Origin of the sequence: Algicola sagamiensis DSM 14643 (assembly GCF_000374485.1) — a bacterium.
Classification (GTDB): domain Bacteria; phylum Pseudomonadota; class Gammaproteobacteria; order Enterobacterales; family Alteromonadaceae; genus Algicola; species Algicola sagamiensis.
Genome location: NZ_KB894502.1, coordinates 18604 through 41202, shown reverse-complemented (window position 1 = coordinate 41202; position 22599 = coordinate 18604). Strand labels below are relative to the sequence as shown.

The window sequence follows — 22599 nt, the reverse complement described above, 5'->3', positions numbered from 1 at the left end:
TTAAATATCTATGAAATACAGCTATGTAATAGGACTGCAATAGAAATGAATTTATTCAAGTTAGTCACTGCAACCATTCCCTTTGTATTCACAGCCTCAGTCCAATCAACCGAGTTACATTACTTTGTCATTGCAAAACAAGCAAAACCATTCCAGATTGAGGAAAATGGAGAAAATCATCGCGGTATCGTGACTGACATTTTAAAGGAAGTTTTCAAGAATCATTCTGAATATCATATTGTCTACCATACATACCCTTTTAATCGAATGATTTCCACTTTGGAATCCGGAAATACGCAAAACTGGATAACATATGGCTCCCCAGGTTGGGGGGGGGTTCAGGCTGCAAATTTATCAAAAACCCCGATTTATAATGTGCGACATTACCTCCTCAGTAGTAAGAAAGAACCATTCAACTTCAAAACGATTGATGATCTGAAAGGCAAATCTGTTGCTCTACTTTATGGCTTCGATTACCCCGATCTTGTTCCTTACATAAAAAGTAACTTGTTTAACGAACTTCGCGTCAAAGATTATGCAGCTGCTTTTCGGATCATTCAAAAACGTGCCGGTGAAAGTGCCTTTGTCGAAATGGGTCTTCGTATCAATTACCACTTAAATAAAGAAGGTAAAAAACCTTCTAACTTTAAAATGCAGCCCTTAAGTAGTGTGATCCCGGACTACTCGATTTATCTCGCCTTGTCGCCACAAATCGACTCAAAGCTCCAACAGCTCATTGATAAACGCCTAGAAGAAATGGCAAAAAAAGGAGAGCTAGAAGCAATTTCCATGCGATATCAGTAAAACTGGAAATTCCTCCGATGAATTTCATGCTCTTGAAAATGGTGACTTAACTTTCAACGCTTGCCCGCAGTATGGGCAGGCCAATGCGGTCGCAAGGATATATCGATCACAGCCTCCACAGTGGACTTTTTCTTTCGTCTGGGCTTTACCGTCCAACTTTCCATCCATCAAATCCACTTTCTCAATATATTTTTTCAAATCACCTTCTGTTAGCCCAGAGTGCTCTTTCAAAAGTGTCCACATTGCTAGTGTGACTAACTTTAACTGTTCGTGCCGTCTCTCTAACTCTCTCATTCGCGCATCAACCGAGCTGTCCTGATTTGGGCTACTTCCGGCAATAGGAGAGGCACTTTCTTTCGTTGGGCGGCTTGGTGCTTCAAAGAAATCAAAAATAAAGTCAATCATACAACACCCCATCGTCAGTGATTCTTTCTATCATTATATAACTGACGAAAGAACGGTACAGATAGCAACTTTATGATGGGCCGATACGATCGCTTCACCTCTCCCCTTATTTTCTTCATAGCGCTTTCATTCTGGAGCAGGGCCGAAGAGTTACAGGTGATTGCTTATGATCCACCAAATGAACCCTATAGCTTTCCGTCAAAGAAAAACAGGACAGGCATATTTAAAGATATTTTTAAAAAGCTTGAGCCGCTCACGGGTGATCAATATATTTTTAACAACTACCCTTTCGCCCGCGCCATTAAACTCTTCGATGCGGGAAAAGTTGATATTGAGCCTGGGATAAACCCTGCATGGCGACAACATACTTTTGAAAAAGGTATTTATTCGATAGTTTTTGAACGCTCAATTGAAGTAGTTGTCTTTGTTCCCGGCAAAAAGATTAAAGTCCGTGGTCCAGATGATTTAGCAGGAAAAGCCGTTGGTATGGTCAGGGGGTATTCTTATCCAAGATTTGATAAAGCGTTTCATTCGGGTGAAATCAAACGCATGGATAATTTATCCGAAACCTTGCTGCTCGAACAACTCCTTGCGAAGCGTGTCAATCAGGTTTTTGTCAATCTAAGAACCATTCAATATGAAATGCAAAGCAGACCCGAGTTTCGTCAATTCGAAGTCGGTGATGTTGTCAGTGCTGTTGATGTCATGATGCGTTTTCATCCCAGTAAAGAAAAGGCCCTACATCGGCTAAACAAGGGATTAAAAAATTAATTGAGTCAGGCGATATTGAGAAAATCTATGCGAAATATCGCCTGAAAGACGCCACCTCTATTCCAAAATAAAGGTGATCGAATTAATTGACTTTTGGTGTCAATTCTCCCGAGTCATAACGGCTCACCATATGCTCAAGAGAAATGGGTTTGATCTTGCTTGCCATACCAGACGTACCAAACGCTTCGTAGCGCTGTTTACAGACTAAAGACATCGCTTTTGTGGCTTCACTCAAGTACTTACGCGGATCAAAACCGGATGGGTTTTGTGCAAGGTTTTGTCGAATCGCTGCTGTTGCTGCCAAACGAAGATCCGTATCAATATTCACCTTACGCACACCATGTTTGATCCCTTCACAAATCTGCTCCACAGGTACACCATATGTTTCTGGGATCTCACCACCAAACTCGTTGATGATTGCTAACAGATCTTGTGGTACAGATGAAGAACCATGCATCACCAAGTGGGTATTTGGAATACGGCGGTGAATTTCCGCAATGCGGTCAATCGCTAGAATATCACCTGTCGGTGGACGGGTAAATTTGTATGCACCATGAGATGTGCCACAGGCAATTGCCAAAGCATCAACACCTGTTTGCTTGACAAACTGAGCCGCTTCTTCTGGATCGGTCAGCAACTGGTCTTCGCTGAGCACGCCTTCTGCCCCAACACCATCTTCTTCACCTGCCATCCCTGTTTCAAGCGAACCAAGAACACCAATTTCACCTTCAACGGAAACACCACAGGCGTGTGCCATTTCAACGGTGCGCCGTGTTACATCAACGTTATATTCGTAGGAAGAAGGTGTTTTGCCGTCCTCTTCCAAAGAACCATCCATCATTACGGAGGAAAAACCAAGCTGAATTGAACGTTGGCAAACTGCTGGCGATGTCCCATGATCTTGATGCATCACCACTGGGATGTGCGGGAATTCTTCAATGGCAGCCAAGATCAAATGACGTAAAAATGGCGCACCTGCGTATTTTCGAGCACCCGCTGAAGCTTGAACGATCACAGGGCTGTTCGTCTCATCCGCTGCCATCATTATTGCGCGCATTTGCTCTAAGTTATTGACGTTATAAGCAGGAACGCCGTAACCATTCTCCGCTGCATGATCAAGTAATTGGCGAAGTGAAATTAGTGCCATTTCTGGACTCCTATTGTAGGGTGAGGCAATTTAATGCCTCTGTTTTATGTTCTATCTATGGACTACTTTGCCGTTTTCCTCTTATGAACGGGAAAATCGACAATCAAAAGCTATTCAGTGTTGGCTTGCGAATGAACCGCGTGCCCGTTGTTCTAACACCTCAACCGCCGGTAGTTTCTTCCCTTCAAGAAACTCAAGAAAAGCACCGCCGCCTGTTGAAATATAAGAAACTTTATCTGCTATTTGGTATTTATCAATTGCGGCGAGCGTGTCACCACCACCAGCGATTGAAAATGCACGACTCTCAGCAATTGCCTGAGCAACTCTTTCTGTACCTTGAGAAAACTGCTCAAACTCAAACACACCCACTGGACCATTCCAAACGATTGTGCCTGCTTTTGCGATAATCTGTGCTAAAACTTCCGCTGAATCCGGACCAATATCAAAGACCATATCATCTTGTTGGATATCTGAAACTGGCCTCAATATTGCTTCAGCCTCAGCAGAAAACGCTTGGCCAACAATCACATCAGAAGGGACTGGAATATCACCCCCAATGTCCTGGGCATTCTCCATTAATCGTTTTGCATCTGGGATCAGGCTATCTTCAAAAAGTGACTGTCCAACATTGTGCCCTTGTGCGGCAATAAAAGTATTCGCGATACCACCGCCCACAACAAGCTGATCGACTTTAGAAGACAGTGTTTCCAGCACTTGAAGCTTTGTAGAGACTTTCGAACCACCAACAATAGCCACCATTGGGCGCGCAGGTTTTTCCAGAGCCTTCGATAATGCTTCTAGCTCCGCAACAAGCAAAGGGCCTGCGCAGGCTGTTTTTGCGTATTTCGCAATACCATGTGTCGATGCCTGTGCGCGATGCGCTGTGCCAAAAGCGTCCATGACGAATACATCACACAAAGAAGCAAGCTGTTGAGCCAGCGTATCGTCATTCGCTTTTTCACCTTGGTTGAATCTCACATTTTCAAAAATAATGATTTCATTGTCCTGATGAGAAACACCATTCAGGTAGTCTTTTTCCAAACGAACTGGGACATCCAATGTATCTTGTAAGTAATTGACAACGGGTTGAAGTGAATACTGGTCATCAACCATCCCTTCGCTTGGGCGCCCCAAGTGAGACATCACCATCACCTGTGCACCTTTCTCAAGTGCAAGTTGAATGGTTGGAAGTGCAGCCAGGATCCGTGCATCAGATGCAACACGGCCTTCTTTCAAGGGAACATTAAGATCTTCACGGATCAAAACGCGCTTGCCTTGCAAGTCAATATCCGTCATATGAAGAACAGTCATGTTATTTCCTCTATTAGTCATTTTAAAAAATTGTTTTCGTACTGCTTTTTAAAAACTCATCATGGCTTGGGTTGTATCGAGCATGCGATTAGCAAACCCCCATTCGTTGTCACACCAAACCAGAAGTTTCACCAGACGCTTATGGCTGACACGGGTTTGCGTACCATCAACAATGCATGAATGGGAATCATGATTAAAATCGATCGACACAAGAGGATCGAACGTCATACTCATAATGTTTGAGAGATCACCGGAGCAGGCTTGTTGCAATGTTCGATTGACATCTTCAAGGGTCACATCCTTATGCAATGTTAAACTCAAGTCCATTGCCGTGACATTCACCGTCGGCACTCTGACAGAAATCGCTTCGAAGCGCCCTTCTAAATGAGGAAGAATACGTTCAATCCCTTTTGCTAAACGGGTATCAACTGGAATAATCGATTGGCTCGCCGCACGCGTTCGACGTAAATCTTTATGGTATGCGTCAATCACTTGCTGGTCATGCATGGATGCATGAATGGTTGTGATCGCACCGCTCTCCACACCAAATGCTTCATCCAAAGCATGGATCACTGGAACACTACAGTTTGTCGTGCAGGAACCATTTGAGACAATACAATGTTCATCCTGAAGTGATTTATGATTGATCCCGTATATCACAGTCGCGTCCATATCCGGTGCAGCGGGATGAGAAAACAGCACCTTTTTGGCACCTGCAGCGATATGAAGCCCCGCATCTGCTCTTGATGAAAATACACCCGTGCACTCAAGAACAATATCTACATCAAGTTCCGACCATGGTAGTGTCTTTGGGGAGTCTTCATGAAATAAACGAATTTCGTCACCCGCAACGGTGATATGCTGATTTTCCCATTCGACCGGAAAAGGAAAACGCCCATGAGATGTGTCGTATTTAAGTAGGTGGACAATCCCTTCCGGCTCAGCTAATTCGTTGATCGCAACAACACGAATATCTTGATTTCTTCCGGATTCATACAACGCCCGAAGGACATTGCGTCCAATTCGGCCAAATCCATTAATTGCTATTCTTATCGTCATGATATCTTTTTTGATCAAATCAGATTCAAAAAAGGCGCCCGAAAGCGCCTTTTAGAATTATAGAGACTCAGCAGCCTCGACAACTTTGTCAGCGGTGATCCCGAAGTACTCGAACAATTCACCAGCTGGCGCAGACTCGCCGAATGTTTCCATACCGACAATCTGGCCATTCAAGCCAACATATTTGTACCAGAAGTCTTTGATACCTGCTTCAACCGCCACACGCTTGGTGACTGCTGATGGAAGTACAGCTTCGCGATATGCTGCATCTTGCGCATCAAATACATCTGTCGACGGCATGGATACAACACGAGTTTGACGCCCTTTCTCTTCAAGGACTTTCGCAGCCTGCATCGTGATACCGACTTCAGAACCAGTTGCGATCAGGATCAAGTCTGGTGTCCCCGCAGCGTCTTTCAGGATATAACCCCCTTTAGCGATATCAGCAACCTGTTGTGCTGTACGCGCCTGTTGCTCTAACCCTTGACGTGTGAAGATCAATGTTGAAGGACCGTCTGTGCGTTCAATCGCTGCTTTCCATGCAACCGCAGATTCAACTGGGTCACATGGGCGCCAGTTCATCAAGTTTGGTGTGAGGCGAAGAGAAGCGGTTTGCTCAACTGCCTGGTGTGTTGGGCCATCTTCACCCAAACCAATGGAATCGTGTGTGTAAACAAAAATTGCGCGCTGCTTCATGAGAGCAGCCATTCGTACAGCATTTCTTGCGTACTCAACGAACATTAAGAATGTTGCACCGTATGGAATGTGACCACCATGAAGGGCAATACCATTCATGATTGCAGACATACCGAACTCGCGCACACCGTAGTAGATGTAATTACCACTTGCATCTTCCGCAGTTAAGCCTTTCGAACCCTTCCAAATTGTCAGGTTCGAACCAGCCAAATCCGCAGAACCACCCATAAACTCTGGAAGTAACGGACCAAACGCGTTCAAGCAATTTTGAGATGCTTTACGTGTTGCAATTTTCTCAGGGTTTGCTTGTAGATCAGCAATGTATTGTGCTGACTTTTCTGCCCAATCCGCAGGCAAATCGCCTTGCATCCGGCGCTTGTATTCGCTCGCGAGTTCCGGGTGCGCTTGCGCATAAGCTGCAAATTGCTCATTCCACTGCGACTCTTGCTGTTGCCCTTTTTCGCGCGCATCCCACTTTGCATAAACTTCTGATGGGATCTCAAATGGTGCGTGTGGCCAGCCAAGGAATTCTCTTGCTGCTGCAATTTCTTCATCACCAAGTGGGGCACCGTGACAATCATGGCTACCCGATTTATTTGGAGAACCATACCCAATCACTGTCTTACAGCAGATCATGGTTGGCTTGCTTGTCTCTGCACGCGCAGCTTCAATTGCAGTTCGAACCGCTTCTGGGTCGTGACCATCCACACCACGGATCACGTGCCAGCCATATGACTCAAAGCGTTTTGGTGTATCATCGCTGAACCAGCCTTCGACTTCACCATCAATGGAGATTCCATTGTCGTCCCAAAATGCGATCAGCTTTCCAAGGCCTAAAGTACCTGCAAGTGAACACGCTTCGTGGGAGATACCTTCCATCAGGCAGCCATCGCCTAAGAAACAGTATGTGAAATGATCAACGACTTCATAGCCGTCACGGTTGAACTCATGTGCGAGTGATTTTTCAGCAATCGCCATTCCAACAGCATTTGTGATGCCCTGACCGAGTGGTCCAGTCGTTGTCTCAACGCCAGGTGCATAACCATATTCTGGGTGTCCCGGTGTTTTTGAATGAAGTTGACGGAAGTTTTTCAACTCGTCCATCGGCAAGTCATATCCGGTAAGGTGGAGTAATGAATAGATAAGCATCGAACCATGACCATTCGACAGAACGAAACGGTCTCTATCAGCCCACTCTGGGTGGGTCGGATTATGCTTCATAAAGTCGCGCCAGAGAACCTCTGCAATATCAGCCATCCCCATTGGTGCACCCGGGTGACCTGATTTTGCTTTTTGAACAGCATCCATACTCAATGCTCTGATGGCATTGGCAAGTTGTTTCCGCGATGTCATATCAACACCTACCTTACTGAAAATAAACAGGGGAAAAATTGCATGTATTCTCCCTTGAAAACCCATGAGACGCAAATAAAATTCTCTCTGATTTCTTGTCAGACGAATTTCCGATTTATTTTTCATCTTCCATGCTGATTCATTAAGCATTTAAACGCACTTTATCGCAACAATTTCCCATTTAGCCATCTAGGAGTAAAAAGTTCTATACTTTTATTTACAAGTTCCTCTAAAATACTCCCGATAATCACAGTATTTACTACATGCTGAACTGTTGGAACGTGTGCCAATAGGCAGCCTTTTCATAAGAGATTTCATCTATGTCACAACACTTATTTACTTCTGAATCAGTTTCCGAGGGACACCCGGATAAAATAGCCGACCAAATATCTGATGCTGTATTAGACGCAATCCTTGAGCAAGATCCGAAAGCACGTGTAGCCTGTGAGTCCTATGTTAAGACAGGTATGGTCATCGTTGGTGGTGAGATCACGACAAGTGCTTGGGTTGATATTGAAGAGCTCACACGTAAAACAGTTCGTGAAATTGGTTATACGCACTCAGATATGGGGTTCGATGCAGATTCATGCGCTGTCTTGAATGCAATTGGTAAACAATCTCCAGATATTAATCAAGGCGTTGATAAAACCGACCCTAGAGAACAAGGCGCTGGTGACCAAGGTCTCATGTTCGGATATGCAAGCAACGAGACTGATGTTTTAATGCCTGCACCAATCACTTATTCACACCGCCTTGTGAAGCGTCAAGCTGAAGTCCGTAAGAATGGCATGTTACCTTGGCTCCGTCCTGATGCAAAAAGTCAGGTCACATTTGTCTATGAAGACAATCAACCAGTTGGCATTGACGCTGTAGTCCTTTCCACTCAGCACTGTGGCAGTGTTTCACAAAGCGATCTACAAGAAGCCGTGATGGAGACCATCATCAAGCCAGTTCTTCCTGAAGAGTGGATCAGAAAAGAAACAAAATTCTTCATCAACCCAACAGGTCGATTCGTCATTGGTGGACCAATGGGTGACTGTGGTCTGACAGGTCGTAAGATCATCGTTGATACATATGGTGGTATGGCACGTCATGGTGGCGGCGCTTTCTCAGGTAAAGATCCTTCAAAAGTTGACCGTTCAGCAGCTTACGCAGCACGTTATGTTGCGAAGAATATTGTTGCAGCAGGACTGGCTGACCGTTGTGAAATCCAAGTGTCATATGCAATTGGTGTCGCAGAGCCGACCTCAATTAGCGTAGAAACATTCGGCACAGGTAAAGTCTCAGACGATCACCTCATTACTTTAATCCGAGAGCACTTTGACTTAAGACCATACGGCCTTATCGAAATGCTTTCTTTAGAACGCCCAATCTACCAGCCAACAGCGGCATACGGTCATTTTGGTCGTGAAGAATTCCCATGGGAAAAAACGGACAAAGCAGATTTGCTTCGCCAAGGTTAAACAATTGCATGAGAAAAGTCGTCGGATAACCGTACGACTTTTCTCAATTACTTAGATCTTATTCTGTATATTTCTTAGCAATCTTTTGAATTTCACCTGACTTCTTCATTTCTTCAATCACTTTATCAAAGGCAGGTCGGAAAGATTTAACGGGTTCTGCATCTTGTTTAGAAGCGGTATAAGCAAGATAGCCCCACTCAGACTTCATGACTAATGCTTCTTTGACACCACTCCCTTTATAAACCCCCTCCGCTTTCAAACGCTTGAGTTCATGGAATATGGCATACCTATCATTGATATAACAATCAATACGGCCAGTCACGAGCTTTTTGACATTCCCATAACTGCCTTTACTTTCTTGAACTTTGATGACTTTATCTGTTCTTGCTTTGTTGAAGGCATCCGTCAGCAAGAAGCCTAAGTTTAATCCAAACTTCAATCCCTTAAAATCATCAGGAAATTTTGCATTATCTTTGACATATTTATCATTACAAAATATAACGACTTTTTCTTCGAATATCGGCACAGAGTAAACCATATAAGGTCTTTCTTTTTCCCTTTTATAAGGTGGAAATAAGGCATTAATTGAACCACTTTCCAAATCGGCTAATCCGCGCTTCCAAGGAAGACCTTTGAGTTCAGCTTTGTGCTCTGGCAACTTTTTAAGTGCTTCTTTAATGATTTCTGTATAAATACCATCAAGCCCTTTGTTCGACTTAAATGAATATGGTGGGTAGCTATCATCCCCAATGATTGAAATAGGGGTAGCGTGAATACTTGCTATCAAAAAACTACTCGTTATCAGGAATAATGTCGCAATATTTCGTGTCATAACCATCAGCCTTATTTGTATTTTTCCACAGTATAGTTCAGAGATAACTTCACGCTTGCTTTTTCATGTGTTCCAAACCGCTTTCTCCACCGCGAGAAATACCTCTGAATCAACACTCATTCTTTAGAATGAAATCCAACGCCTAGGTAATGACTTTTCTTTTGAAGAGGCGTAGCATGCATGCTTCACTATTTGAGCAGTGTCATCAACGCTCAACTTTCACTGTATGTCTGATTATTTTGAGGTTCCAAGTGAAGTTTTCGCAGTATGAAGCTAAACAGCTTCTCAAATTAGCTACACCCATTTTTCTAGCCCAAATTACCCAGGTTATGATGAATGTCGTGGATAGTATGATGGCTGGCGGTGTAAGCCCAATCGATATGGCGGCACTTGCCATCGGCTCTAGTATCTGGATGCCAGTTGTCATTGCAACATCCGCATTACTGAGCGCAATGATTTCATTAATCTCCCATCATTACGGTGCAAAGGATCACGATAAAGTGACCCAAACCGTTATTCAAGGCTTTTACGCTGCTATTTTTCTTTTGGTCGTTTCTTCAATATTGTTTATTTGGAAGAATGATTTTCTTGCGCTGGTTGACATGGAGGATAAAACACGTCAGCTTGCCTCGGAATATCTCGATTATGTATTTTGGGGACTTCCCGCTGCGTATGGCTTTACGTTACTCAGGTATCTCTCAGAGGGCATTGGTTTTACCAAGCCAACTATGGTGATCAGTTTTATTGGGATCCTCGTCAATATTCCTGCAAACTATATCCTGATTTACGGGAAGTTCGGAGTCCCCGCAATGGGTGGTGCTGGATGTGGCCTTGCAACAACAATTGTCACCTATACAATGTTTATTTCAATGTTGATTTATACTCAAATCTCGCCCCGCCTCAATAAATATCAATTTCTCAAAAATTGGCAAAAGCCTGTCCGCGAGATCCAGTCTCAGATTTTCCGAATTGGAACACCCATTGCATTTGCTGTTTTATTTGAAGTCGCATTATTCTGTTGTATCCCTATCCTGATTGCACCGCTTGGTGCTGATATCGTTGCGAGCCACTTGATTGCAGCGAACTTTAGTACTTTGGTCTATATGATCCCCATGAGCTTATCTTTAGCAACAACAATCCGAGTGGGCTATTACATTGGGCGTGATGAAATGGACAAAATGCGAAATGCAGTGCTGAGTTCATTTACTTGTGCTGTGATAATATCTGCCATTGTGATTTTCCTCACCATTTTGCTGAGAAAACCGATTGCGGAGTTATACACCAATGATCAGAATGTCATCCTTCTCGCTGGCAGCTTGCTGATTATTGCGTGTTTCTATCAACTTTCAGACTCGATTCAAGTGATTGCTACCGCAGTTCTTCGTGGGCTAAAAAGAACGCAATCTGTTTTTTATATCACTTTTGTTGCGTATTGGCCGATTGGTTTCTGCCTTGGCTATGGATTAGGACTCACAACTTATTTCGTTGCGGAGCCACTCGGTGCGAAAGGCTTTTGGATTGGGATTGTCGTTGGTTTAACGGTCGCCGCTGTACTCTTAAGCTGGCAGCTTCGTCGCATCCTGAAAGAGCCTGAGTTTGCTATCCAGCAAGAAACAATAGAAAGGACATAATATTTGAGACATTTTCATCTCATCGGTTTATCTATCTTGATACTTACTGGGTGCAATCAACCACCCAGTAAGGCAATTCTTGAAGAGTATGGGCATCGATTGATGAATGTGTTGGACAAACCAACCATTGACTTCCAACATGAAGATACACCTTCACTTCCTGGCGTAAGAGAGCTTTCCCAAAACACTACAACATTTAAAATTTCGTTATTAGAAGCGATATCATTTCGCACATGCGGCCTTGACCAACTCATCGGTGAGAAAAACAGTTCTCTCGGCAAAGTCTATACCCCCTCTCAACGATTCATTTATGAAGCAAGTTTTATTCAAGCAGCAACACAGTGTCTCAATGTATATCCGCCTGCTGACAAAAAGTACCAGCTATTACATCCTATCGTTGAAAAAAAGAAGCAAGAGATACACCTTCACTTTCAAAATATGATGCTCACAGATAAAGGGCTATATCACTTATGGTTTAGCGGTATGAATGAGATACAACCCGGTAAAGAAGCTGGTGCAGATAGGAGTCTTTGGGTCGATAGTATGATGTTTTTTATCGAACAATCGAAGGCGATCGAGAAAGGCAAGATCCAGCATATTTCGATTCATACGATTGAACAACAGATTTCTAATATGAGTCATAGCGCATTTCTTCCTTCCTTGATGACCAGTTTACGCAAATCAGCACATATTCTTCACCAAATCAACCAATCTCTCATTCAACACAAGGAAATTGCATATTGTAGAAAAGGCCAAAAGCCGAGAAAACATCAGTTGTATCTGCAAAATGTCTTTCGAAAGTTCTATATTGGTCAGGTGCAGCCCTATTTAGCACAGCTTGATCGGCTGAGTTATATGACACACCCATATATTGAAGCAGTTTACATGCAAGCAGGGATCCCTGAACCATTTCAAGATTATGTCCGAAACATTTTTATCCACCCAGACTCCCATGAGCGAAAACTGCGTCAGGAAGCAAAAAAACATGTGACTTGGTGGCAAGGGTTCTTCCAATCGTGTAATCTCACACCAATATGAGCGGTTTCTGTGCGAACAAACCGATACATATAACTTTTTCTCCCGAAAAGGTTGCAATCCCCCTTCGCCATCGTTAATATGCGCGCATCCGAAGCAAACATGCTTCACCGCTTATGATGCGTCCGTAGCTCAGTTGGTTAGAGCGCTGCCTTGACATGGCAGAGGTCGGTAGTTCGAGTCTACTCGGACGCACCAGTTTTACCCTTCATATTCAATCACTTATAATCATCATTTCAAATACCAGAAAAACCCGGTGGTAAAACTGTGGTAAAACAGATCCAGACTTCGGGAAGTTGATTATCTTAGCCCTACTCCACCCAATCCTGCATTCCGTATTCATCTAAAATCACTTTCAATTTCCCTGACTGTCTCAAATAATTAATCCCATCAGCAAGTATTTTTGCATACGCCTTCGACTCTGGAATTTTTGGAGAGAAGGCAACAAATACCTGATTTTTGATACCAATCGATCCAGCTTCTCGAATGAGTTGCTTTAGTCCCAGGCTTTTGAGGTAATAGTTTCCAACCCAGCGATCTTCATAAATTGCGTATATGCGGTGTTTGGCCATCATTTGAAAATATCTCAGCAAAGGCTTATCACCAGATAAGAATATAATTCGATTCGAGTGCCTTCTTCGGAATATTTCGATTTCTTTTTCATAGGTAAAGTCTTGCATCAGTCCAAGGTCCTTCAATTGAAGCAATGACGCTTCATCACGATATTCCCATACCCGATCTTTATGCAGAAAAAAGTAATTCGTACTCACACCTTGTGGGATTGATGGAAAAATTAGATCGGGTGCATCTGAGCGATACAGACCTGAATGTGCGTGGATTTTCCCAGTACGAGCCAGTTGAATTGCCCGGCCAAAGGGGATCACTTTGAATTCAATACGATGTTGATGTGCTTCAAACACTTGTTGAAGGAGCTCAGGTATATACCCTTGCCTCCCCTGTTCCCGTTCTGGGTTACACACATAAGGACACCAATCACCAACCGCCACCTGGATCACATCGGCTTGAAGTGAATACGATAAGAAAACAAAAATAATGACACTGAGGCGCAAAGGTTTCTGCCATTTATCACAACCTGTCTAGACAGTAAGCAAGTGGCTCTAATCTGTCAAACTTTGAAGTTCTGCTTGAATATTCAGCCTTGCTTGTGCTTCAAATTGTGCTCGAAACCAATCGGTATGATAAATACTTGTAAGGGATAGAACTTCTCGTAAGAACTGGACTCGACCTCTTTGGTACAAGAATTTCGGTACATGCACAAACTCTTTTCGTACTGCCACAGCGTATTGCTCATATTCATCTCTTGTTTGCCCAAGAATTGCCATATCTGCGTCGAGAACGGATAACATTGCTTCATCTCGACTTTCTGTCGGTTGATGATTTTTCGTCGCCAATATTATTTGAAAGGCGCTTTCACATATGAGCTTATCAATACCAAGCCTTTCCATCACTTGGATACACTGAACTGCGCTTTTTTTTTCATTCGTTTTACGACCGGGTTTATAAACATAATCGTGATACCATACAGCCCAAAGTGCAGCCGGATCTTCTACCCTAGCTTCTTGTAAAAACGAAAGCATTTGGGAAATATGGCTTAAAGTATGATAATGCCGATGTGGTTCACGGTAGGCATCAACCAGCCGATCAAAATAAGGAGTGGCTATCTCAGCATGCATCACATGGGATATTGTCAATAGCCTTGTCCAAGCACTTGTCAGATTGACTGGGTTCATATCTATCTACTTCATCGATTGATTTGTTTATCATCCTACCCGCTATGTGAATGAACATTCAATACAAAATATGCACCAATAAGCCAGACCCATAAACGTCTTTGAACACAAATCTCAGCTACTCATACATTTAAAATAGACTATCTACATACTTTAAAATGAACATTATGCGACTCCTCTTTTCAACTCAGGCATTTGATTGTTTGATCTAGCTCATATCAGAGATCTCTAAAAGCTCTATGATAGCGGCCAGATACAGCAACAAACTCAGTTGCTTCCAAAAGATGAATCTCATGAGGTGAACATGATGAGAAAATTACTGCTCTGTAGTGCTGCAATTGCCGCAATCACAACTTTTCCTGCATCAGCCGAATTCTATTTAAACCTTGGTGCAATCCATGTTGAGCCAAACGAGTCTACATCTCACTTAAATGTCATAGAAAATGCCGCAGGACTTACTCCTAATTCTACAGAGCTCAGTGTAAATGGAGATACACAAGTTGGATTTACATTTGATTATTTCTTTACCGAAAACATTGCTCTTGAAGTCGTTGCTGCAACGCCCTTTACGCACGATATAAAATTGAAAGGCTCTAGCGCTGATGGACTGTCTGTGGGGGAAACGAAACAGCTTCCACCCACCATATTAGGACAATATCACTTTTTCAGCCGAGCCGATCATTTCCGTCCTTTTATCGGGGCTGGTTTAAATTATACAAAGTTTTTTGAAGAAAAAACGGATCCCGCACTCAATAATACACTTATCTCTGTTGGCGCAGCTAAAGCTGGCGATCATGTAGCACTGGAGTTAGATGACTCTATCGGGATCGCCCTTCAAGCGGGTGCAAACTATAAAATTGATGATACATGGGGGATCCACGCGATGCTTATGTGGATAGACATTAACTCTGACGCGCATGTGAAGGTCAATGGGAAAACGGTTCAAAGTATCGATGTCGCGTTAGACCCGATTGTATTCATGCTTGGTGCAAGGATCCACTTCTGACTTGACAACTTGGCTATAAGAGAAGCCCTAGTGCTTCTCTTGCACAACTAATGAGTTCTCACAACCTGACTGCTATCGCTGGGTTATAAATGATGTTTGTCCTGAATTTCTTTGACTTTCTCTGCAACGTCATTTGGAAACAAGCTTGCTCCTTTTTCGAATAAAGCCTGCAACACTTGCCGTTCCTCATCATCAATCTCATCATCCTGAAGCACGAGCGTTAGTAAGAAATTGACCTCATCCATATCAAGCGATCCATCCTCAGAAAAAGACTGAATTGCAGCACTTGCCATTTCAATCCACTTTGATTGACCAGTATTCATTGCAGTCATAGACCTCAGGTTTTATCAATTGGAATGGCTCAAGCGTAGTCAACAGCATATTTCTTGTCAACGCAGATACAATACGCCAAGCATTTGTCATTCTTTAAAAAATTACTCCCAAAGTGACAATTGCTCTTTCTCTGATTGTGAGTGTTCTTGGCCAGCCATGATTTGATCGAGCGTTCTTACAAATAAAAATGAGGGGCGAGTAAAATAGATACCATCCTCACCATGACCCATACCTCTTAAGAACAAATAATAGATCCCACCAAAATGCTTCTCATAGTGATACTCAGGGATTGTTCTGGATAGATGACGATGGAGTGCAACCGTATAAATCGAATATTGCAGGTGATATTGATGTTCATTCATTGCCTGTTCAAGCGCTGAATATTGATAATCCTCATATTTATCACCCAAATAATTCGATTTATAATCAAGGATATAATAACGACCATCATGTACAAACACTAAATCCATAAACCCTTTCAACATCCCTTTCAGCGTCTTAAATTGCAATGCAGGCATATCAGGGTGAATCGATTCACGTAACCAGCGAGACAAGCGAGTGGCTGTGATTTGCCCTATCGACATCATAAATGGCATTTCGATCTTACACTGACTCGGTTCCAACATTTCTAACGATGTTGTTTTCGGTAAAAATGGATATTGCTTTATCTGAACTATCCAAGATAAGCATGTGGGAAGCCATTTTTCCTCAATCCCAAACCGTGCCAAACTTTTTTGTAATAACGACTCAATGACACCTGTGTCACTTTCGAAAAGAGCCTGCTCAAGCATGTCATGAAGGCAACTTCCTGGTTTTGCTCCCTTTGGAAATGTAAAGGGTGTTAGCGACTCATCAGTTATCACTGATTCAAAGGCTTCTATTTTAATCGGCGATTCATCATAGCCCCCTTGATGCTGACCATAAGTCAAACCAGAATAACTTGTCACTCGCCAAGCTGTATCTAAGACTGAAGTGAACTGAGCACAATGCAAATTTGTCGATTGAGCCATCTGAGGGGGTATAAATATTTCGGGTTGTACTTCATCGAACCACTCAATTGCGATTTCCGCCGGAATTTGTTTGAGTTGATTTGCTACCAAATCAAGCGCTCTAGCCTCTTTATCGATCTGTTGCTGCCCCATCAAAAGATGGCCCATTGCCGTTTTTTGAAGCCCTGTCTGCGATTTTCGACCATCTTTCAAGTCAAATATGCCCAGATAACAATGATAAATCGGTCGAGTCAGGGCAACATAAAGTAAGCGTAAATCTTCCGCCAGCCGTTCATAATCCGCACTTTCCAAAGATGCCTCTGCATGTGTTGGATCAAATATCAGCTGTGTATCATCATGGTAAAGCCCCATTTTCGCCGCAGAAAACCCGCAAATAAATGGTAAAAATACGATCGGATATTCGAGACCTTTTGACGCATGCATCGTCACGATGCGGACCAGGTTTTCATCTGACTCAAGGCGCAGTTGCTGTGTTTTATCTGCAACATCTGGTGAGAGAACACGCTCTTCAAACCATTGCAACAAGCTGTGCATCCCATCAACTTCTAATGATCGTGATTGCAATATTTCCGATAAATGGCGTAAATCAGTCAAGTACCTATCTGCTTCCGGTCGTGTCTGCCGCCACTTTGCAGGAAGGTGGCTATCCCCCATCAATGTTTGGATAGCGGCCATGACGCCGTATTTTTCCCACTGACGATGTAAAGATTGAAATAAAACCAGAAAATGTTGCCAGCGCTTTTCATCCTGACCTAACTGCCAGAGTTCTTCGATTGACAAAAAGAAAAACTCAGTCGCGAGTGCAGCTTTGACGAGCCGTTCATTTTCCGGAGTTAACATAGCACGCAAGACTCGCAGTAACCCTATCGCAACAGGGGTTTGAAACACATTTTCCCGGCTCAAAAACACACTCGCGATGCCATGTTCATTCAATGCCCGCTGCATTGTTATTGCTTCATAACGATCTCGAACCAAAATCGCGAAATCATGGGATTGAACAGGCTGATCATTTAACGTTGCTGTCCCTGCACTCGATGCATTCAATAGCGCTGCGATCTGAGCACTACATTTTGCTGCAAGTTTTGGATGTGCTTGCGCTTTTGACAGCGGAGCGTCACTCTCTAGCATCCAAAATAACATGGGCGCAATGGGTTGTTGGTGAAGGATAAGGCCTGTTCGCTTTCCCTGATCAGCCGATTCAACTTGCAGAAACGGGATCGCATCGTCATACAAAAATGGTGACTTTGACTTTTCAAATAGTTGGTTAACACAGGAAACGAGCGAGTGCATCGAACGCCAGTTTTTCCCCAGCGTATATTGACAATCGGCGATGACCTGCTGCTTTGCTTGAATATACGTGAAGATATCCGCGCCACGAAAACCATAAATCGCCTGCTTTGGATCACCAATCATAATCAATGAACGCGCAGAGGTATGCTGATAAATCGTTTTAAAAATATGATATTGAATTGGATCCGTGTCTTGAAACTCATCGATCATCGCTACGGGATATTGTGTTGCAACTTTTTCAGCAAGTCGTCCTTCGTCATCAGACTGTAATGCTTCTGAAAGTTGTTGCAGCAAATCATCTGGCGTCAACAGCTGTTTTTCTAACTTCACTTTGGCGAGTCTGCCGCGGATTTCAGTAACAGCGAATGGAACCCAGTAGCCCTTTACTGCATCTTTTAATCCAGCCAAATCTTCCGCACACTGGGATATCATCGAGAAGATTTCATGACTCGGCGGTATTTTCTTCCCCTTTAAATTGCCTGGTTTCTCAATATTCTCCTGTGCCCATAATTCAATCCCACTTTTCCCAAACGCAAACGTCAACTGTTCAGAACGGCAAAACTGACTCATTGCTTTTAGACGATCGGATTTTGCTAGCATTCGATCTTTACGTAAATCGGATGCTTCAATCAGTGCAGGGATATCCTCCCCAAGCCATATTTTTTTAATCGATTGAATCTGCTCAAGATAGCGATAAGACAAGTCATTTAACGCTGCCCTTGAAACCTCCTCTTTCCAGGTCAGGTTCGTTTTTGTAAGCAGCGGGCGGCATTCATACATCATCTCCTCTGGAGATCGCCAGACCTGACTTAGCCAATAACGTGCTTGTTGTTGAAGCGGCATCATGTGACATCGCCAGGTGTCCAGCGCCGCTTGCTCGATATAATCAGATTCATCCAATGTAAAAGTGTGCTGAAATAAAATACCGCTTTCAAACGCATTTTCCTGAAGTGCACGATAACAAAAACCATGAATGGTAAAGATGGCGGCAAGGTCCATTTGCTTGATCGCTGCGTCCAATCGGTGATACGCAATCAGTTGGTCGTCTATCTGAGAAAGTAATACTTGTAGTACTGGGTCATTCGAGCGGCCGATACGCACTGCATCTTTGGCTTCCATCAATTTACTGCGAACCCGCTCTCGGATCTCTTCTGTTGCAGCCTCCGTAAAGGTCACAACGAGGATCTGATCAATATTGAGTGGCTCTTGATGCTCTCCAGCCGCACCCGACAAACCTAACAGCAATCGCAAATAGAGTGTCGTGATTGTATAGGTTTTTCCAGTTCCAGCACTTGCCTCAATTAAGTTTTCAGAAACCAACGGCATTTGGACCGGATCAAGCAGTTTCATAGGATAACTCCTCTAGGTACGCTTGCATCGGGCCATAGATTGACTCAGACACCTGGTAAAACAGCGCTGGTAAATCATCACTCGAGGGGATTTGACACTGCACATACTCATCTTCGCCTTCACCTGCGAACGGCATAAAGCTGTCACCATGAAAGGCTTTTTGAATCGCTTGTCTGCTCTTTTTCTCATCATCTTTATTTTTGAAATATGCCAGCCCTGATTTTGGCAAAAATGGGAGTGGTGCTTTCTGCCCAGCCTGATAAATCTGGCTTAATTCTTGAAGCCGTTGAATGGCATCATTTTGCGGAATCGGTTGGAACGAAATACCGTTTGTTCGTCCGAGAAATATTGACTCACAAGCATGACCAGATGCACACAGACCTAGATGTTCTAACCAAACCGTCACTTGATCAGTAGCGCGCACTTGCCCTGCGCGAAAACCCACTTGGGTCGACTCACCATAGGTTCGACGCCAACCAAGCAAACGTTGTTGCGCATCGAGTGGTACTTTCACCTCTTTGGAGTAGATCGGTTTATTCGCCGTATAACGTTGAATTTGTTGCTTCAAGATCACAACATCTTGCTGGATCCTTTGATATGCAGCAGCTCCCCATTCACCGAACGGTAGCTGACCACGTTTTTGCCAGTAATCGAGATCATGTTGAATATGACCTTTATCGAGTATTTGGTCCAGCTGATCATGGATAAGTTGATACTCTCCCAAACCATCAATTTGGAATAACTCCTGATCCAGCCTAGACTCCATCATGCCATCAAATGTCACTTGCAAAACATGTTGATAAAAATATCGAATCGGGTGTCTAAAGAAGCGAATAAGCGCATCCAGCTCCAGATCCTTCATTTCGTCAGGTATAATTTGAATGGCTGGAAGTGCTTTATTTTCAGCAAAGCCTTCATCTAAAGCCTCAAACCAGAGTTTGTTAAAACTTCTCGCTGGATTGCGAGGAACCTGCGTCACATGCTCTTGGTAATAAATCGGGTTAAACGGTTGAAGTGGGTGAGTGAGAGTTAACTGAGATAGGCTCTTTTTTTTGCCATGCTCACTCAAAAAGCTTCCCTCGATGTATTCTTTTAATTCTGAGACCAAGATACTGGGGTTTTTTACGCTGTTATCATGTTGAGAGCGTCCGATATAACTGATGTAGAGCTTTTCTCGGGCACTCAGAATACTTTCCAAAAAGAGATAGCGATCATCGAGGCGGCGAGAACGATCTCCTTTTCTTGGCTGTCCTAAAGCAACCAAATCAAAACTGACTGGCGCAACATATCTTGGATAATCCGCATCATTCATCCCAAGAAGACATACATATTGGAAAGGAATACTCCGCATGGGCATGAGCGTACAGAAATTGATTTGCCCAGCTAGGAAGCGTTGGCCAACACCTTTATCCGCAAGTGCTTGTCGACATAAATAGCTCCAGATTTGATGGGAAATCGGTTTTGTGTAGTTCTTGCATTCCTCATGATATTCCAGCGCAATGAGCGCATCACGAAAAACTTGTAATGCTTCCTCTTCGTTATCGTCTGGTTCAAAGAAATCAAGCAGTAACTGTTGTGTTTGGTGTACTTTTTCAGACAATAATTCTTCTGACTGGAATTGCCGCTTGTAATGTAATAATGCATCAAAAAATGCCATGAGGTGCCCAAGTGCAATCGCCAACTGGCCTTCCACAACCGGGTATGCCACGACACCCTCATACGGAAAGCTATCGTCATTTAGGGCATAGCCAAGGAGCAATCGTTGCAAACCAAATCGCCAGGTTTGTAATGGATCTACTGGCAAACCGAGCGATGACTTATGCTGCCCATCAATCCCCCAGCGTATCCCACTATCAATTGTCCATTGTTCAATGAACGCAACGTGTTCGGTGGTTAAAGAAAAACGTCGCATGATGGCAGGTACAGCAAGTAAGTCCAATAATTCACTCGAGGCAAAACGGCTCTCTGGTAATGCCAGCAATTGCAGTACACTATTTAAGATTGGCGACTCTTCGGTGATCCCATGATCGGATATCGCATAAGGAATAAAGTGTTTATCCTTCGCCACGCAGCCAAAAACCGCTTCGATAAATGGACTGTACTGGCTTACATTCGGCATCATCACGATGATATCTTTTGGAGAAAGGGTTGGGTCGGCATTCATCCAGGATAAGATTTGATCTTGCAACACCTCCACTTCTCGAAGTGCGCTATGCGTCTCGTGGAATTCAATACTGAGATCATCATTTGCAATCACACGTTTACCCAGATCTGATGCAAGCTCATCAGCACTGAGTGGCATCAAACTCCCCCGATGCTCAAGCTGCAAAATATCGAACTGGATCGCCCGCAGTAAGTTATCACCTGTTTGCTCAACAAAGTGATCAGACATTTGCACATCTGTTTCGAGCAATAACTCGATATAATCTCGACCTAACTTCCCTAATGAACTGAGCAAAGGATTACCCACTTGGAAATAACTATCAGCATCCATTGGCAAGTGTTTTTGTCGGCTACTGAGCCAGCGTATTTGGATTGCTGCCAGTGTTTTCTCATCAACAACATCCCCCCAATAGTGTGCGCAGGGATTCAATTGAAAAACAATCACATCAATATAGTTTGCAAGGGCATTAAATAGCTGCAATTGTGCAGGTGGCATTGCTGCAATCCCAAAGATAAAAATACGCTTTGGGAGTGCTGACTCCAGCTGTTCAATTTGTGATGTTGTTGGGTTTTCTAACAGAGTAAATAGCTTCTGTTGTAAGTTTGCTCGGTGATAAGCCGGTTGCCCTAATGATTTTGTTTTCTCGACCAGTGCCCGCCATAAAATAGGCTGCCAGATGTTCTTTGCCATATCGATACCTGGCAGATCATCCTCACCGGACTCCCAACGCTCGATCCAGTCGGGACGATACATCAAATATTGGTCGAACACATCCGCGATTTTCTCACAGAGTTGAAATAACTTCATCGGATCATCAAACGCCAGATACCGCTTTAAGGGAGTGAATGGCTCATCTTCAATCATTGTGGGGAGGATTTCTAGCAACTTCCAACTCATATCCATTTTGTGAAATGCAGACTGCTCGGGTAGACCTTCAAAGACTTCCTGATAAATACGCCAGATAAAAGATGAAGGGAGTGGGAAAGCCAAATCAAGCACAACACCCAGCTTATTGGCTAATTGAATATTCAACCATTGGGACATCCCCGGGCTTTGAACCAAGATGGTTTCTGAGCCAAAGAGATTGTCCGGGTCTGGCTGTGCAAGATAATCCGTTAATATTGATGCAAGAACCTCCATTTGGTTCGATGCATGCATATAGAACATAGGTTTTTCTTATGAAGACAG

Annotated in this window: 17 protein-coding genes and 1 tRNA gene; 7 read left to right on the top strand and 11 right to left on the bottom strand. The window is 43.5% G+C overall.

All coding sequences use genetic code 11. The annotated features are described in order from the left end of the window. The first annotated feature begins 45 nt into the window (after window positions 1-45). Window positions 46-804: a substrate-binding periplasmic protein gene (locus C505_RS0115760; RefSeq protein WP_018693598.1), complete on the top strand. Its 759-nt coding sequence runs from the start codon at window positions 46-48 to the stop codon at window positions 802-804. 24 nt (window positions 805-828) lie between these two features. Here the strand turns inward: C505_RS0115760 and C505_RS0115755 are convergent, their stop codons facing one another. Then, on the bottom strand, window positions 829-1209 hold the full coding sequence (locus C505_RS0115755; protein WP_018693597.1) for a hypothetical protein: 381 nt from the start codon (window positions 1207-1209) through the stop codon (window positions 829-831). Window positions 1210-1365: 156 nt separating this feature from the next. Between C505_RS0115755 and C505_RS0115750 the strand changes: the two genes are divergently transcribed. Continuing rightward, window positions 1366-1980 (top strand): substrate-binding periplasmic protein, encoded by a 615-nt coding sequence (locus C505_RS0115750; RefSeq protein WP_018693596.1) that lies wholly within the window; start codon window positions 1366-1368, stop codon window positions 1978-1980. Between the two features lie 82 nt (window positions 1981-2062). On the opposite strand, the gene fba is transcribed toward C505_RS0115750, so the two are convergent. From fba to tkt, 4 genes are all read right to left on the bottom strand, one after another. Beyond that, window positions 2063-3127 carry a class II fructose-bisphosphate aldolase gene (fba, locus tag C505_RS0115745; protein WP_018693595.1) on the bottom strand — a complete coding sequence of 355 codons (1065 nt, stop codon included), beginning with the start codon at window positions 3125-3127 and terminating at the stop codon, window positions 2063-2065. 114 nt (window positions 3128-3241) lie between these two features. Then, entirely contained in the window at window positions 3242-4438 is a 1197-nt protein-coding gene (locus tag C505_RS0115740; RefSeq protein WP_018693594.1) for a phosphoglycerate kinase, read from the bottom strand. A gap of 48 nt (window positions 4439-4486) precedes the next feature. Next, window positions 4487-5497: an erythrose-4-phosphate dehydrogenase gene (epd, locus tag C505_RS0115735; protein WP_026318021.1), complete on the bottom strand. Its 1011-nt coding sequence runs from the start codon at window positions 5495-5497 to the stop codon at window positions 4487-4489. Window positions 5498-5554: 57 nt separating this feature from the next. Continuing rightward, entirely contained in the window at window positions 5555-7546 is a 1992-nt protein-coding gene (gene tkt / locus C505_RS0115730; protein ID WP_026318020.1) for a transketolase, read from the bottom strand. Between the two features lie 320 nt (window positions 7547-7866). On the opposite strand from tkt, the gene metK reads away from it, so the two are divergent. After that, window positions 7867-9009, top strand: coding sequence for a methionine adenosyltransferase (gene metK, locus C505_RS0115725; protein ID WP_018693591.1), 1143 nt, complete (start codon window positions 7867-7869; stop codon window positions 9007-9009). Window positions 9010-9067: 58 nt separating this feature from the next. Here metK and C505_RS0115720 read toward each other — a convergent pair whose 3' ends face one another. After that, window positions 9068-9841: a substrate-binding periplasmic protein gene (locus C505_RS0115720; RefSeq protein WP_018693590.1), complete on the bottom strand. Its 774-nt coding sequence runs from the start codon at window positions 9839-9841 to the stop codon at window positions 9068-9070. 176 nt (window positions 9842-10017) lie between these two features. Between C505_RS0115720 and C505_RS0115715 the strand changes: the two genes are divergently transcribed. From C505_RS0115715 to C505_RS0115705, 3 genes are all read left to right on the top strand, one after another. Continuing rightward, a complete protein-coding gene (locus tag C505_RS0115715; protein WP_018693589.1) occupies window positions 10018-11472 on the top strand; it encodes an MATE family efflux transporter in 1455 nt (484 codons plus the stop codon). Between the two features lie 3 nt (window positions 11473-11475). Next, window positions 11476-12510, top strand: coding sequence for a DUF3080 family protein (locus tag C505_RS0115710; RefSeq protein WP_157369112.1), 1035 nt, complete (start codon window positions 11476-11478; stop codon window positions 12508-12510). 118 nt (window positions 12511-12628) lie between these two features. Next, window positions 12629-12705 (top strand) — tRNA-Val (locus C505_RS0115705). Window positions 12706-12818: 113 nt separating this feature from the next. Here C505_RS0115705 and C505_RS0115700 read toward each other — a convergent pair. Both C505_RS0115700 and C505_RS23820 read right to left on the bottom strand, forming a co-directional pair. Next, window positions 12819-13577 (bottom strand): substrate-binding periplasmic protein, encoded by a 759-nt coding sequence (locus tag C505_RS0115700; RefSeq protein ID WP_018693587.1) that lies wholly within the window; start codon window positions 13575-13577, stop codon window positions 12819-12821. 48 nt (window positions 13578-13625) lie between these two features. Further along, on the bottom strand, window positions 13626-14258 hold the full coding sequence (locus tag C505_RS23820; protein ID WP_018693586.1) for an HD domain-containing protein: 633 nt from the start codon (window positions 14256-14258) through the stop codon (window positions 13626-13628). A gap of 304 nt (window positions 14259-14562) precedes the next feature. Between C505_RS23820 and C505_RS0115690 the strand changes: the two genes are divergently transcribed. Beyond that, complete coding sequence (locus C505_RS0115690) at window positions 14563-15264, top strand: OmpW/AlkL family protein (RefSeq protein ID WP_018693585.1); 702 nt, start codon at window positions 14563-14565, stop codon at window positions 15262-15264. A gap of 83 nt (window positions 15265-15347) precedes the next feature. Here C505_RS0115690 and C505_RS22650 read toward each other — a convergent pair whose 3' ends face one another. The 3 genes from C505_RS22650 to recC all read right to left on the bottom strand — a co-directional run bounded on the left by C505_RS22650 (window position 15348) and on the right by recC (window position 22578). Then, entirely contained in the window at window positions 15348-15596 is a 249-nt protein-coding gene (locus C505_RS22650; RefSeq protein WP_018693584.1) for a hypothetical protein, read from the bottom strand. A gap of 102 nt (window positions 15597-15698) precedes the next feature. Continuing rightward, window positions 15699-19247 (bottom strand): exodeoxyribonuclease V subunit beta, encoded by a 3549-nt coding sequence (gene recB / locus C505_RS22645; RefSeq protein WP_018693583.1) that lies wholly within the window; start codon window positions 19245-19247, stop codon window positions 15699-15701. Next, on the bottom strand, window positions 19234-22578 hold the full coding sequence (gene recC, locus C505_RS0115675; protein ID WP_018693582.1) for an exodeoxyribonuclease V subunit gamma: 3345 nt from the start codon (window positions 22576-22578) through the stop codon (window positions 19234-19236). Before recC ends, recB begins: the two co-directional genes overlap by 14 nt. Window positions 22579-22599: the final 21 nt, after the last annotated feature.

Coding starts and splice junctions, on each gene's coding strand:
- C505_RS0115760 (WP_018693598.1), top strand. CDS start 46: ATGAATTTATTCAAGTTAGTCACTGCAACCATTCCCTTTGTATTCACA.
- C505_RS0115755 (WP_018693597.1), bottom strand. CDS start 1,209: ATGATTGACTTTATTTTTGATTTCTTTGAAGCACCAAGCCGCCCAACG.
- fba (WP_018693595.1), bottom strand. CDS start 3,127: ATGGCACTAATTTCACTTCGCCAATTACTTGATCATGCAGCGGAGAAT.
- C505_RS0115740 (WP_018693594.1), bottom strand. CDS start 4,438: ATGACTGTTCTTCATATGACGGATATTGACTTGCAAGGCAAGCGCGTT.
- epd (WP_026318021.1), bottom strand. CDS start 5,497: ATGACGATAAGAATAGCAATTAATGGATTTGGCCGAATTGGACGCAAT.
- tkt (WP_026318020.1), bottom strand. CDS start 7,546: ATGACATCGCGGAAACAACTTGCCAATGCCATCAGAGCATTGAGTATG.
- metK (WP_018693591.1), top strand. CDS start 7,867: ATGTCACAACACTTATTTACTTCTGAATCAGTTTCCGAGGGACACCCG.
- C505_RS0115720 (WP_018693590.1), bottom strand. CDS start 9,841: ATGACACGAAATATTGCGACATTATTCCTGATAACGAGTAGTTTTTTG.
- C505_RS0115715 (WP_018693589.1), top strand. CDS start 10,018: ATGCATGCTTCACTATTTGAGCAGTGTCATCAACGCTCAACTTTCACT.
- C505_RS23820 (WP_018693586.1), bottom strand. CDS start 14,258: ATGAACCCAGTCAATCTGACAAGTGCTTGGACAAGGCTATTGACAATA.
- C505_RS0115690 (WP_018693585.1), top strand. CDS start 14,563: ATGATGAGAAAATTACTGCTCTGTAGTGCTGCAATTGCCGCAATCACA.
- C505_RS22650 (WP_018693584.1), bottom strand. CDS start 15,596: ATGACTGCAATGAATACTGGTCAATCAAAGTGGATTGAAATGGCAAGT.
- recB (WP_018693583.1), bottom strand. CDS start 19,247: ATGAAACTGCTTGATCCGGTCCAAATGCCGTTGGTTTCTGAAAACTTA.
- recC (WP_018693582.1), bottom strand. CDS start 22,578: ATGTTCTATATGCATGCATCGAACCAAATGGAGGTTCTTGCATCAATA.